Here is a 13,688-nt window from a genome sequence, read left to right on the forward strand (position 1 = left end):
CAAATACTTTAAAACAAGTAGACGTGGAGGTTTACAAATGAATGTAAAAGGAACTTTAAGAAAAGATAAAAAAACAAAGAACCTTGCTAAAAGATTAAATTTAGGTGAAATTGCAATTATAGATCATAAAGATATAGACGAAATAGCGGCTCTTTCACTTGTTGAAACTAAAATAAAGTGTATATTGAATTTAGATAAGAGTATAAGTGGAAGATATCCTAATAAAGGACCTGAAATACTTCATGAAGCAGGTATTTTGATATTTGAATGTGAAGATAAGGAAATATTTAATGTGGTTGATGAAGGAGAAATACTAGAAATACAAGACAATAATATTGTATATAAAGAAAAAATTATAGGTACATGTGAAGAGATAAATGAAGAGAAAATAAATCATTTATTAAAAATAGGATATGATAATATAGAAAATGAGTTAGACAATTTTATAGATAATACTCTTGAATATGCTAAAAAAGAAAAAGAGTTGGTTACAGGTGACATTAATATACCGGAAATTAAAACAACGTTTAAAAATAGACATGCATTAGTTGTCGTTAGAGGAAAAGACTATAAAAAAGATCTATTAGCTGTAAGAAATTATATAAGTGAAGTAAATCCTATATTAATAGGAGTTGATGGTGGCGGAGATGCACTATTAGAATTTGGATACATTCCAGATATGGTAATTGGTGATATGGATAGTGTTAGTGATAAATGCTTGCAAAGTTCTGGAGAGATAATTGTTCATGCTTATCCAAATGGTAAAGCACCTGGACTAAAAAGAGTGGAAGAATTAGGATTAGATAGTGTGGTATTTCCTTCACCAGGAACTAGTGAAGATATTGCTTTACTTTTAGCATATTCAAATGAAGTAGATTTAATTGTAGCTGTAGGAACTCATAATAGTATGATAGATTTCTTGGAAAAGGGTAGGAATGGAATGGCAAGTACATTTTTGGTAAGGCTTAAAGTAGGGGCAAAGCTTATAGATGCCAAAGGTGTTAATGAACTATATAAAAGTAGTTTAAAGCCTAAGTATATGATAGGTCTAGGATTAGCTGCACTATTACCTATTATAGTTATAGCTTTACTGTTTCCCCCAATGCAAGAACTAATTCAGTTAATACAGATTAAATTAAGAATATTATTAGGTTTTTAGGAGGAATAATAATGGTAGCAAATGTAAAGTATTATGTTGTGACTATAGTATCTATATTTCTTGCAATAGGAATAGGGATATTTATAGGTTTTATGTTAGATGCTCAAGACATTTTAACTTCTCAAAAAGATGATATAGTTTCACAACTAGAAAGCAGATTTGATTACTTGAAAGAAGAAAATCAAAAAATCAAAAAAGAAAGTGAAAATACAAATAAAGAAAACAAAAGATTAGAAGAATTTAATAGAATAGTATATCCAGAAATGGTGAAAGATAGATTATCAGGTATAAAAGTAGCAGTTATAGAGACTAATGATGACTATGTTTATTCCGGAATAAATCAAACCTTAGAATTAGCTGGAGCTGACATAAAATCAAATACAACTATAAATGACTTAATGATGACAGATGTTGAAAAGTTAAAGGAGATTTATAAAAATGTAACAGGTAAAGAAGAAGAGAATATACAAAAAACCGTAATAAGAGAAGTAACATCATCACTTATAAAGGGTGAAACTACTCCATTAGTACAAGCATTAAAAGAACAAGGTATTATAAACATATCTGGAATATATAATGAGCCTTTACAATATATAATAATAGCAGGTGGTAGTAATGATAAGGGTGATGAACGTTATAAAATTATAGATGAAAATATAATAGATGTTGCTAAAAAAAGCAATATTCCAGTTATAGGTATTGAGAAAGAGAATGTAAAGTATTCGTATATTGACAAATATAAAAATAGTAGAATATCATCCGTAGATAATGTCAATTCTATAATTGGAAAAATAACTTTAGTTTTAGCTATGGATGGACACCCTGGAAATTATGGAGTAAAGCCTAGTGCTGAGAGTTTAGCACCGGCTATAACACCACTACCTTCAGAGCAATAAGGAGATGAAGACAGATGAGTAATAGCAAAAATGGAAAGGTAGTAGTTGTAATACCTGCCTATAATGAAGAAAAAACTATAAAAAGAACTATAGATAACGTTAAGTCTATAGATATGATAGATGAGATAGTGGTTGTTGACGATGGATCAATAGATAATACTTCTAAAGTAGTAGAAGATATGAATATTACTTTAATAAGATTGAACAAAAATTCTGGAAAAGGATATGCTATAAGAAAAGCTATAGAAACAATTAAATATGATTATCTAGTTCTATTAGATGGAGATCTAGGGGAATCTAGTAATGAAGTTGAAAAATTGATAAATCCAGTTATAAATAATGAGGTGGATGTTACAATTGCTAAGTTTGGGAAAGCTAAGAAAAAAGGTGGATTTGGACTTGTGAAAAAACTTGCCAAATATGGAGTATATTTTTATACAGGCAAGAAGATAGATACAACATTATCTGGACAAAGGGTTTACAAAAAAGAAGTTATAGAGGGTATATCTTATATACCAGATAGATTTGGTATAGAAGTTGCTATGACTGTTGGAGCTTTTAGAAAAGGTTTTACAGTTAAAGAGGTTGATGTATTGATGACTCATAATGAAACTGGACGAAATATAAGTGGATTTATTCATAGAGGAAGACAATTTTTAGATATATTTAAAACTTTAATACAACTTTCATATAAAAGATAGTAGGTGATTTAATAATGAATTTAATAATATTTTTCATAAGTATCGTAGTTACATTATTATCTACTCCATATGTATATAATATGTTGCTAGATAACGACTGTACAGCATTAAACTATAGAGAAGAGAAAATACCAATAGGGATGGGACTTGTATTCATATTAGTTCAATGTTTCATTATATCTATTACATCGATTTATATTAAAATAGATAGAACTATGATATTGTTTTATATTATAACTGTAATGTTAATGGGACTAGTAGGTATGCTAGATGATCTTATTGGTGAAAAGAATGTAAAAGGCTTTAAAGGACATATAAAATCTTTATTTAGAGGAAAACTTACAACAGGTGGACTCAAGGCTATAATAGGATTTTTATCGGCTACTTTATTTTCTATATCTATATCAAAAAATTATTTAGATATGATAGTTAATATCTTCTTAATAGCATTATTTACAAACTTAATTAATTTATTTGACTTAAGACCAGGTAGAGCAGGAAAAGTGTTTGCAGTAATATCTATAACCCTGTTGATAACTTCATATATTAAATCTTATGACTTTATTATATATTCAGCATTAGGTATAATTATTGTGTATATGAGATATGATTTGAAGGCTAGGGCTATGATGGGAGATGTAGGTTCAAATGCATTAGGAATAACACTAGGAGCATTTTGTGCTTTAACACATTCATTAAATATTAAAATAGTGTATCTAGTGATATTATTGATACTTCATATCATATCAGAATTTTATTCGTTTTCTAAAATAATCAATAAAAGTAAAATATTAAGCTTCTTAGATAACTTGGGTAGATAGACATGGGGGATGATTTAATTGATAAGCTTTAAAGAGGGAACTGTAGTTAGAATAATAGAATCATATGACGAGATTGACTGGATTGAGATAGAGATTAATGGTGAAATATCTAAAGGAGTAAATTATAGATCACTTACTGGAGAGATTACTATAGGAGACAGTGTAATACTTAACACTACTGCAGTAGACTTAAGTCTCGGTACCGGCGGACAGCACTTTGTTATACATAACAAAAAGAACACACATAAAGATATAGAGGGTAGTGGTCATATAATGAAGCTAAGATATACTCCTATGCAATTTAAATGCTTAGCTACAGAAGAGCAAGATAGTCCTTATCATAATCATATAAAAGACTTCACAAGCTTAGATAAAAAGATTTTTATCGTAGGAACACTACATAGTATGCTAGCACCGATATCGGCTACAATAAAATATTTGAGACCAGAATTAAAAATAAATTATATTATGACAGATTCAGGTGCACTACCTATACAATTTAGCAAAACAGTCAAAAATCTTAAGCAAAAAGGTATTATAGATAATACTATAACTGTAGGACATTCTTTTGGAGGAGACTTTGAATGTATAAACATATATACTGGAATAATAACAGCAAAAGAAGTTTTAGATAGTGATATAACTATAATAACTATGGGGCCAGGAATAGTAGGAACAGGTACTAAATATGGATTTAGTGGAATAGAACAAGGTTATATTGTAGATGCTATAAATAGTTTAGGTGGAACTAGTATAGTTGTTCCAAGAATAAGTTTTAGAGATAAAAGAAATAGACATACTGGAATGAGTCATCATAGTTTAACTATCTTAAACGAAATAATAAAAACTAAAACTAATTTAATACTACCTAAACTAGACTTGGAAAAAGAGAATTTTATAAAAGATCAAATGAAAAACACAGATATATTTGAAAAACATGATATTAGCTATGAAGATGGAACTTGTGTAAAAAATGCTCTAGAGCACTATAAACTTAAAATAACTACTATGGGCAGAGGATATGATGAAGATAAGGAGTTCTTTACTACATTGGGGGCTGTGGCGAAAGGAGCACTATGTTATGATATACGAAGAAAAGACGATGAAAAGTGATAGAATATATGAAGGTAAAGTATTATCTTTGAGAATAGATACTGTTGAATTACCAAATAAGAAATATTCAAAACGAGAAATTGTAGAGCATCCTGGGGCGGTAGCTGTTGTTGCTGTTACTGAAGACAATGAAGTGGTTTTTGTGAGACAGTATAGAAAAGCTATAGAGTGTGAGTTACTAGAAATACCAGCAGGTAAACTTGAGCTTAATGAAGATCCAATGGAATGTGCTAAAAGAGAGCTAAAAGAAGAAACCGGATATGAAAGTGAAGATATGGAGCTTCTATGTGAAACACATACCTCACCAGGGTTCTCTAACGAGAAAATATATATATACTTAGCCAAGAATTTAAAAAAGGGTAAAGCTAATCCAGACGAGGATGAATATGTAGAATCAGAGACAATTAGTATGGAAAAAATAATGAATATGATAGAAAATAAACAAATAACGGATTCGAAGACAATAACAGGCTTCTTAATGACATATAGCAAACTTAAGTAATAACATCCCCCTTACGAGCATATTATTTATTAAGAATATTGCATTCAAAAGGGGGACTACTTAGATTGAAACTACTACATAATTTTAAGAAGCATGTAAAAGATAATGTTCTTCTATATTTTGCTTTGATTATAGTTTTTATGATAGGAATTTCTTCGGGAGCTATAACAATAAATATGCTAAAAGGTACACAAAAAGAAGAACTTATAAAGTTTTTGGATTCTTTCTTCAAAGTGATAAATGAAAATGATGTAGATAATATTTTATTGGTTAAGCAATCATTTAAAAACAATTTGCAAACTTTGATTATGATATGGTTTTTAGGTATAACAGTTATAGGTATACCCTTAGTTGCTGGAGTAGTATTATTAAGAGGCTTTGTGGTTGGCTTTACAGTGGGCTTTTTAGTAAAAGAGTTAGGGTTAAAAGGATTCTTATTTTCTATATTATCGATATTGCCACAAAATATATTTTTAATACCATGGATTATCGCATCTAGTGTTGTATCGATAGGATTTTCTATTAAGATTATAAAAAGTAGGACTAATAAAAGTAACAAGTTCGTTTTTTTAAATGAACTCACAAGATATAGCATAGTTATAGGAATTCTATTCTTAATATCTATAATTGGTATTTTAATAGAATCATATGCCACACCTATGTTTATGAAACTTATTTCATAATCATATTTTTATAAGAGGTAAACTTATACAAGAGAGGAATAGATATGGATAATACTATATTATTAAGTTTTAAAGAATATATAGAACGCGAAAGGAACTTTTCTAGCAATACGATTGAGTCATATATTAGAGATCTAAAGCAGTTTAGTGAATATTTAGAAAAGCATAGAGAAAACACTATAGTTCAAGTTAATAAAACGTTGATCATAACATACTTAATGCATTTACAGAAAGAAGGTAAGTCCACATCTACTATTTCAAGAAATATAGCTTCTATCAGAAGTTTGTACCAATTTTTATTAAATGAAGGAAAGATCCAGAAAGATCCTACTATAAACTTACAAACTCCAAAGCAAGAAAAGAAAATACCTAGTATACTAACTGTCGAGGAAGTAGACTTATTTCTTGGACAGCCTTATGAAAATACTGCTAAAGGTATGAGAGATAAGGCAATGTTAGAGCTATTATATGCTACAGGAATTAGAGTTTCAGAACTTATATCATTAGATATAGAAGATATTAACCTAAATATGAATTATATATATTGTTCTAAAGATACCCCTAATGAGAGAGCTATTCCAATAGGAAGGGTTGCATCAGATATAATTATAGACTATATAAGTAACTATAGAATAGAGTTAATAAAAGATGAAAGTGAGAGATCTTTGTTTGTTAACTATCACGGTAAAAGATTGACTAGGCAGGGGTTCTGGAAAATAGTAAAGGACTATACTAAGGAAGCCAAAATAGATAAAAAGATAACCCCACATACTTTAAGGCATTCCTTTGCTGTTCATTTGCTTCAAAATGGAGCGGATTTAAAATCTGTACAAGATATGCTAGGTCATCTAGATATATCAACAACTCAAAGATATACATTGGTTTATAATAAAAAAATAAATGATGTATATAAAAGCTCACATCCAAGAGCATAAAACCCCATTAAATTAATATGGGGTTTTTATAATATGAGGGGTATAATAAACTTATTGTTGTAAAAAAATTAATCGTTAACTTTATAGGAGGATATATAAATGGAATTATTAAAAAAGATTAAAGAAACCACAGATTTTCTAAAAATGAAAGGTATAGACAAACCCGAAATAAGTATTGTACTTGGATCTGGATTAGGTAGTTTAGCTGAGGAAATATTAAATCCAATAAAAATTAAATATGATGAAATACCAAATTTTTTAGTATCAACAGTTGAAGGACATGAGGGACAATTAGTCTATGGAACATTGAATGGAAAGAATGTTCTAGCAATGCAAGGTAGATTTCATTTCTATGAAGGATATTCACTAGATTCGTCAGTTTTTCCCATAAGGGTAATGAATTCTTTAGGTTGTGAGAAAATAATAATTACTAATGCCGCAGGAGGATGTAATACATCTTTCAAACCAGGAGATTTAATGATCATAAATGACCATATAAACTTTACTTTAAGGAATCCTCTTATAGGAAAAAACTATGAAGAGATAGGATCTCGATTTCCAGACATGTCACAAGCATATGATAGAGAGCTAATAGAAATATCTAAAAAAGCTGGAAGTGACTTAAACATAGAACTTAAAGAAGGTGTTTATATGTGGACTACAGGTCCAAGCTATGAAACACCTTCTGAAGTAAAAATGGCCCAAATTATAGGAGTTGATGCAGTTGGTATGTCAACAGTCCCTGAAGTCATAGTAGCAAGACACGGTGGGATGAGAGTATTAGGTATATCTTGCATAACTAATATGGCATCCGGTATATTAGATCAACCTTTAAATCATCAAGAGGTTATTGAAACTTCTGAAAAAGCAAAAGATGACTTTATAAAGTTAATAAAAGAGATAATTAAAAATATATAAGTAAGATATTAGAGAAGAGAGGCTAAAATTATGAGAATGTACGATATTATACAGAAAAAGAGGGATGGAAAAGAATTAACGAGAGAAGAAATAAATTTTTTTATAGATGGATACACTAAAGGAGATATACCGGATTATCAAATGTCAGCACTTCTTATGGCTATATATTTAAAAAAGATGACAAAGCAAGAAACTGTAAATTTAACTAATGCTATGGTAAATTCAGGTGAAAAAGTTGACTTATCATCTATAAAAGGAATAAAAGTAGATAAACATAGTACTGGAGGTGTAGGAGATAAAACTACATTAGCACTAGGACCGATGGTAGCTGCATGTGGTTTGCCAGTTGTAAAGATGTCAGGTAGAGGGCTAGGTCATACTGGCGGAACGTTAGATAAATTAGACTCTATAAGAGGATTTAATACGGATATAAGTAAAGATAATTTTGTTAAAATAGTAAATAATATAAATATATGTATTGGTGGTCAGACAACCAACATAGCTCCCGCAGATAAAAAAATTTATTCATTAAGAGATGTAACTGCAACAGTTGATGATATATCTCTTATAGCAAGTAGCGTAATGAGTAAAAAAATCGCGTCAGGAGCGGATGCAATAGTACTAGATGTAAAAGTAGGTAGTGGTGCTTTTATGAAAGATGAAGAAAGTGCATTTGAGTTGGCTCAAGAAATGGTAGACATAGGTGAAAATGTTGGTAGGAGAAGTGTAGCTATAGTAACTAATATGGATGAACCATTAGGATACTCAGTAGGAAATTCACTAGAAGTAAAAGAAGCAATAGATATATTGAAAAATGAAGGACCTAAAGATTTACTGGAGTTATGTTTAACACTAGGATCTTATATGCTACTACTTGGCCAAAAAGTAAGTAGCTTCGATGAAGGTAAGAAAAAACTAATAGAAGTTTTAGAAAACGGTAAAGCTTTAGAAAAATTAAAAGAACTTGTAAAATTACAAGATGGAGATATTAGCTACATAGAAGATACTTCAAAACTACCTATGGCTTCTCATGTTCTAGCCGTAACAAGCGATAAAGAAGGGTATATAGAAAAGATAAATGCGGAACAAATAGGAAAATGTGCACTTGAACTTGGAGCGGGAAGAGAAACTAAAGAAAGTAAAATAGATTTATCAGCAGGAATTGTATTATCAAAAAAGGTGAATGATAAAATAAATAAAGGTGAAACTTTAGCATTTATCCATAGTAATGACATAGAAAAAGCTGAAAAAGTTATAAAAAAATTAAAAGATATAATTAAAATTAGCGACAAAGAAATTACAAATAAAAAGCTAATATATGGAGTAATTGATAAAAACAAAAAAATATTATATTAAAAAATATTATTAAAATTATGAGGCTATTTTTGCTAATTGGGATACAGTTTGAATTATTCCAAATCACGAAGATAGTCTCATTTTTTGTGAAAAAGATCTTGAATAACTTAAATAATTGATGGTTAAGATAAATTTAAACTAAATAAAATTTAAATAATATAAATATAGCAATTAAAGTAGTTTAAAATTAGTTTGGAAGGAGGTACTATAATTAATAAATTTAAATTATTTAAAAATAAAATATGTATTATTGTTTCAATGGCTTTAATTTTCTCAGTTGGAATAAGTCCAGTATATGCATTCGCAAACTTAGATCAGAAAGATAATCCAAAGCAAACTTTTGATATAGATGCAAAATCAGGGATATTAATAGACTCTAGTTCAGGAGATATTATATATGAAAAAAATATACATGAAAAACTACCACCAGCTAGTATAACAAAAATAATGGTAATGCTTCTTGCAATGGAAGATCTAGAAAGTAAAAAAATAACATTGGAAGATAAAGTTGTAGTAAGTCAGAATGCAGCTAAAATGGGAGGTAGCCAAGTTTATCTAGAGGAAGGTGAAGTTCAAACTGTACAAGATCTTTTAAAAGCTATTGCATTAAGATCGGCTAATGATGCTTCTACAGCCCTAGGAGAACACTTAAGTGGTAGTTTAGATTTATTTATAGATAGAATGAATAAGAGAGCAAAAGAACTAGGAATGAAAAATACTCACTTTAAAAATACCACAGGTCTTCCTGATGAAGAACACTACTCTACTGCATATGATGTAAGTGTAATGTCAAGAGAACTCTTAAAACATCCCAAGATAAATGATTGGCTATCTCTATGGATGGGAGAAATAAAAGTAGGTAAGAAAAAAGATGTAACTCAAAATTTAGTTAATACAAATAATCTAATAAAGTTTTATCAAGGAGCTAATGGAATTAAGACAGGATTTACAAATGACGCGGGTTTCTGTTTATCAGCGTCTGCTAAAAGAGGAAACCTAAGTTTAATTAGTGTTATTTTAGGATGCAATACGGCTCAGGTGAGGTTCAACGAAACAAAAAAATTATTAGATTATGGTTTTGCCATGTATGATTCTGTAACAGTAAATAAAAAAGGTGACTTGATTAAAAAATTACCCGTAGCAAAAGGTAATATAAAAGAAACGTCTATAGTAACTCAAGATAGTTTAAATATTCTTATAAAAAAGGTGAAAATAAAAATATACAAAAAGAAATAAAACTTCCTGAATATATAGATGCACCACTAAATAAAAATCAAGTTGTAGGAGAGTATATAGTTAAAATAAATGGAAAAGAATATGGTAAAGTAAATCTTGTCACTAAAGAGAAAATAGAAAGAGCTTCATTTAAAAATTTATTTAACAATAGTTTTAAGAGTATAATTGGAAATTAAATATGATTTATACAAAAGCTAGATATATGTATGAAAATATATCTAGCTTTTTATATATTAGTTTTAGATAGCTTTATTCTTAGATGAAAGACTAAATATATAAAAAATAAAGAGAAAAAAGTTCAGAATTATAAAAAATATAAATTAAAATTATGATATAAAAATTTCCCAGGAAACTGAACTATAAAAATAAAGATAGAACTAAAAATTAAATAATCAGCTTAAATAAGGCAAATATTATATTTATTAAATGCTGATAGGACAATTAACGTTTCCGATTTATTAAATTCATACAGTGAAATTAATAAATATAAAAATAGTTATATGTAGTGAAAAAGACGAACAATACAATATTCGAAAGATAGTGCAATTGTTCATAAGCTAGCTATTAAATGAATAACAATTCAATATGAGCATTCAATTACTGGAGGTGTTTTAATGGGATACTATGTTAGAGTAGAACCTAATGTAAAGGTTTATGTAGAGGATCTTAATCAAGAAGGCAAAAAAACAATTGTATTTTTACACGGTTGGCCTGGAAGTCATAAGCTATTTGAATATCAGTTTAATGAACTCCCTAAAAAAGGATATAGATGCATTGGTATAGATCAAAGAGGGTTTGGTGAATCGGATAAGCCATTTACGGGATATGACTACAATAGATTATCAGATGATGTCCGAGCTGTGGTTGATGCATTAAAACTAAATGATTTTGTGTTAGCGGGTCATTCAACAGGGGGAGCAATTGCTATTAGATACATGGCTAGACATAATGGACATGGAGTATCCAAGCTTGCTCTTTTTGCAGCAGCGACTCCTAGTCTCATTAAACGTCCTAATTTTCCATATGGTCTAGACAGAGAAGTAGTGACTAATATCATTCATGATACATATAACGATCGTCCTAAAATGTTAAGCAACTTCGGGGACATATTTTTCTTTCAGCATATAACAGAGCCATTTGCTAGTTGGTTTTTACAATTAGGGTTACAAGCAGCAGGATGGGCAACTGCTGCAATAGCAAATACTTGGTTACGTGAAGAATTATTTTATGACTTAGAGAAGATAAATGTTCCAACATTAATTATTCATGGTATTCATGATAAAGTTGTTCTATTTGAACTAGGCAAATTACAAGAACAAGGAATTAAAAATTCAAGACTTATACCGTTTCAATATAGTGGTCACGGAGCGTTCTATGATCAACGAGATAAATTTAACGAAGAACTAACAAAATTTATTACAGAATAAAAAAGTGAAAGGTGAAAGTTACAAAATGATAAGTTATTCACGAAAATCTAATTTAGAAATGAGAGTAATTTATTATTGAAAAAGTATATTTTATTAAAATATATTATAAAATGAGATTAAAGAATTATTAAAAATTTAATACATACTAAACAAAAGAGATGAAGGTGAGACCTCATCTCTTTTACTAATAAATAATACTTTCTATATTAATATTATTTATTAAAGGATTTTATATTACCTCTGTTAGGAAGTGTTCCTAGAATCATATTTTGACATTGATTACAATCAGCGATAGGATAAGAACCTATAAGTTTATAACCTGATTCAGGTGTTGGACAAAAATGATCTTCAGTACACTTACTATATCTATAACAAAGATCTCCTGTACCCGGAAAAGAACAACTAAATTTCTCATATTTGCAACATAAAGTCATTATAAATCCTCCCTATATAAAATAATACTTTATTATTATTTCATATAGAGAAATATTTATTTAAATTTCCACTTATAAAAATATGGCTATAATATAATTTTAAATAATACTATAAGAAATCTAATAAAAAAGTAAAAAATTAATGATTATTGTTTATTTTAGATTTAAAATATAAATAAAGTTTTATTATATATAATACAGGAATTACAAGTTAAAAATGATAGAGTTAGTTTGACATACTACTTTTATCTATATAATCATGATATTATGAATGCATAAGAATATAATTATAAATTAACATAAGGTTTTATAAAAAATGTAAATCTTGTTATATTTCTCTTAATTCTTTTAATTAATAATAAGTTAACGATAAATATTAAATTATTTCTTAAGATTATCTTTAATAGTAATCTTATAAGTATAAAGAAATTTTTATAGGGTAACAAAAAATACAAAAAATCCATAAAGTGAAATTAGTGAGGTATTTCTAACATAGTTATTATAAAATTACTAATTAAAAATATTTAAAATTAAACAAAATGAAGGCTAGTTTGCAGAAATAGAGTCAAAACTAAGTAAGCATATAGGAAAGGAGCTTTTAATTATACTAAAGCTTTACTAATCAATAACATGCATTGTACAATCTACAAATGAAAAAGACAAGAAATTAATCTAGTTTTTTTCACTTGTAGATTGTATAATAGATAGTAACTAAATTTGAAGGGATGTAAGATAAAAACATTATTTTATATTCATATTTTTAAATAGACCGGTAAGATTTGTAATTTAAATATATAATATCAATAAGTTTTTGTGTAGTATATAAATATTTAATGTAAGAAATGGAGTGAATATAATGCTAGCAGTAGATAATATGTTCAATTGGATAATAGCTAAATCAATTGCCTTACCAGGGCTACTTATTGCCATCATATTTCATGAACTTGCTCATGGATATTCTGCATATCTTCTAGGAGATTCTACAGCTAAAAATTATGGGAGACTTACTTTAAATCCAATATCACATATAGATCCTTTAGGCTTTATAATGTTGTATGTAATTGGATTTGGATGGGCAAAACCAGTTCCAATAAATCCAAATAATTTTAAAAATAGAAAAAGAGATAATATAATTGTTTCATTAGCTGGATCTTTTACAAATTTTATTATAGTAATTATTACTATAATAGTGCTTGTAATAAGTGTTAAGTTAAAAGCAAATGATATTTTCATAAGCATTGTGTATATAATTATGCAATACAATCTATCATTTGGAATATTCAACTTACTTCCATTTCCTCCGCTAGATGGCTCTAAAGTTGTAGCAAGTTTACTACCTTTGAAATATGAAATTAAGTTTTATCAATATGAAAGATACCTATATGCAGCTTTAATTGTTTTATTAATAACTAATAGAATTGATAAAATACTAGGAAAATTATTATTTATAGGCAATAGCCTTATAATGGATATGATAAATATGTTAATTAGATTAATATAAATATAA

Annotated in this window: 15 protein-coding genes; 14 read left to right on the plus strand and 1 reads right to left on the minus strand. The window is 28.2% G+C overall.

What is annotated here, in order from left to right; genetic code table 11:
• The first annotated feature begins 37 nt into the window (after positions 1–37).
• The 13 genes from steA (at position 38) to CURI_RS07085 (ending at position 11,747) form a co-directional block, all read left to right on the plus strand.
• A complete protein-coding gene (gene steA, locus CURI_RS07030; RefSeq protein WP_014967544.1) occupies positions 38–1,159 on the plus strand; it encodes a putative cytokinetic ring protein SteA in 1,122 nt (373 codons plus the stop codon).
• Between the two features lie 11 nt (positions 1,160–1,170).
• Positions 1,171–2,055, plus strand: coding sequence for a copper transporter (locus CURI_RS07035; RefSeq protein WP_014967545.1), 885 nt, complete (start codon positions 1,171–1,173; stop codon positions 2,053–2,055).
• Between the two features lie 14 nt (positions 2,056–2,069).
• On the plus strand, positions 2,070–2,756 hold the full coding sequence (locus CURI_RS07040; protein WP_014967546.1) for a glycosyltransferase family 2 protein: 687 nt from the start codon (positions 2,070–2,072) through the stop codon (positions 2,754–2,756).
• Between the two features lie 14 nt (positions 2,757–2,770).
• Complete coding sequence (locus tag CURI_RS07045; protein WP_014967547.1) at positions 2,771–3,577, plus strand: MraY family glycosyltransferase; 807 nt, start codon at positions 2,771–2,773, stop codon at positions 3,575–3,577.
• Between the two features lie 18 nt (positions 3,578–3,595).
• Positions 3,596–4,690 carry a DUF3866 family protein gene (locus CURI_RS07050; protein WP_014967548.1) on the plus strand — a complete coding sequence of 365 codons (1,095 nt, stop codon included), beginning with the start codon at positions 3,596–3,598 and terminating at the stop codon, positions 4,688–4,690.
• Positions 4,659–5,192, plus strand: a complete 534-nt coding sequence (locus CURI_RS07055; protein ID WP_014967549.1) for an NUDIX hydrolase — start codon at positions 4,659–4,661, stop codon at positions 5,190–5,192. Before CURI_RS07050 ends, CURI_RS07055 begins: the two co-directional genes overlap by 32 nt.
• Positions 5,193–5,257: 65 nt before the next feature.
• Entirely contained in the window at positions 5,258–5,875 is a 618-nt protein-coding gene (gene spoIIM / locus CURI_RS07060; RefSeq protein ID WP_014967550.1) for a stage II sporulation protein M, read from the plus strand.
• A gap of 44 nt (positions 5,876–5,919) precedes the next feature.
• Entirely contained in the window at positions 5,920–6,810 is an 891-nt protein-coding gene (gene xerD / locus CURI_RS07065; protein ID WP_014967551.1) for a site-specific tyrosine recombinase XerD, read from the plus strand.
• Positions 6,811–6,909: 99 nt separating this feature from the next.
• Positions 6,910–7,728 (plus strand): purine-nucleoside phosphorylase, encoded by an 819-nt coding sequence (locus CURI_RS07070; protein WP_014967552.1) that lies wholly within the window; start codon positions 6,910–6,912, stop codon positions 7,726–7,728.
• Between the two features lie 30 nt (positions 7,729–7,758).
• Positions 7,759–9,084, plus strand: a complete 1,326-nt coding sequence (locus CURI_RS07075; protein ID WP_014967553.1) for a pyrimidine-nucleoside phosphorylase — start codon at positions 7,759–7,761, stop codon at positions 9,082–9,084.
• Positions 9,085–9,276: 192 nt separating this feature from the next.
• Entirely contained in the window at positions 9,277–10,320 is a 1,044-nt protein-coding gene (locus CURI_RS07080; RefSeq protein WP_228370465.1) for a D-alanyl-D-alanine carboxypeptidase family protein, read from the plus strand.
• A complete protein-coding gene (locus tag CURI_RS16535) occupies positions 10,317–10,496 on the plus strand; it encodes a hypothetical protein (RefSeq protein ID WP_420805155.1) in 180 nt (59 codons plus the stop codon). Before CURI_RS07080 ends, CURI_RS16535 begins: the two co-directional genes overlap by 4 nt.
• 438 nt (positions 10,497–10,934) lie before the next feature.
• Positions 10,935–11,747, plus strand: coding sequence for an alpha/beta fold hydrolase (locus CURI_RS07085; protein ID WP_014967555.1), 813 nt, complete (start codon positions 10,935–10,937; stop codon positions 11,745–11,747).
• A gap of 212 nt (positions 11,748–11,959) precedes the next feature.
• Here CURI_RS07085 and CURI_RS07090 read toward each other — a convergent pair whose 3' ends face one another.
• Positions 11,960–12,181, minus strand: coding sequence for a hypothetical protein (locus CURI_RS07090; protein ID WP_041701627.1), 222 nt, complete (start codon positions 12,179–12,181; stop codon positions 11,960–11,962).
• 856 nt (positions 12,182–13,037) lie between these two features.
• On the opposite strand from CURI_RS07090, the gene CURI_RS07095 reads away from it, so the two are divergent.
• Positions 13,038–13,682: a site-2 protease family protein gene (locus CURI_RS07095; protein ID WP_014967556.1), complete on the plus strand. Its 645-nt coding sequence runs from the start codon at positions 13,038–13,040 to the stop codon at positions 13,680–13,682.
• Positions 13,683–13,688 lie beyond the last annotated feature (6 nt).

The sequence above is a fragment of the Gottschalkia acidurici 9a genome (assembly GCF_000299355.1).
Classification (GTDB): Bacteria; Bacillota; Clostridia; order Tissierellales; family Gottschalkiaceae; genus Gottschalkia; species Gottschalkia acidurici.

What these genes read in the sequence shown, in the direction of transcription:
- steA (WP_014967544.1), top strand. Translation starts at nt 38, where the DNA reads ATGAATGTAAAAGGAACTTTAAGAAAAGATAAAAAAACAAAGAACCTT.
- CURI_RS07035 (WP_014967545.1), top strand. Translation starts at nt 1,171, where the DNA reads ATGGTAGCAAATGTAAAGTATTATGTTGTGACTATAGTATCTATATTT.
- CURI_RS07045 (WP_014967547.1), top strand. Translation starts at nt 2,771, where the DNA reads ATGAATTTAATAATATTTTTCATAAGTATCGTAGTTACATTATTATCT.
- CURI_RS07070 (WP_014967552.1), top strand. Translation starts at nt 6,910, where the DNA reads ATGGAATTATTAAAAAAGATTAAAGAAACCACAGATTTTCTAAAAATG.
- CURI_RS07040 (WP_014967546.1), top strand. Translation starts at nt 2,070, where the DNA reads ATGAGTAATAGCAAAAATGGAAAGGTAGTAGTTGTAATACCTGCCTAT.
- CURI_RS07090 (WP_041701627.1), bottom strand. Translation starts at nt 12,181, where the DNA reads ATGACTTTATGTTGCAAATATGAGAAATTTAGTTGTTCTTTTCCGGGT.
- CURI_RS07055 (WP_014967549.1), top strand. Translation starts at nt 4,659, where the DNA reads ATGATATACGAAGAAAAGACGATGAAAAGTGATAGAATATATGAAGGT.
- xerD (WP_014967551.1), top strand. Translation starts at nt 5,920, where the DNA reads ATGGATAATACTATATTATTAAGTTTTAAAGAATATATAGAACGCGAA.
- CURI_RS07075 (WP_014967553.1), top strand. Translation starts at nt 7,759, where the DNA reads ATGAGAATGTACGATATTATACAGAAAAAGAGGGATGGAAAAGAATTA.
- CURI_RS07095 (WP_014967556.1), top strand. Translation starts at nt 13,038, where the DNA reads ATGCTAGCAGTAGATAATATGTTCAATTGGATAATAGCTAAATCAATT.
- CURI_RS07085 (WP_014967555.1), top strand. Translation starts at nt 10,935, where the DNA reads ATGGGATACTATGTTAGAGTAGAACCTAATGTAAAGGTTTATGTAGAG.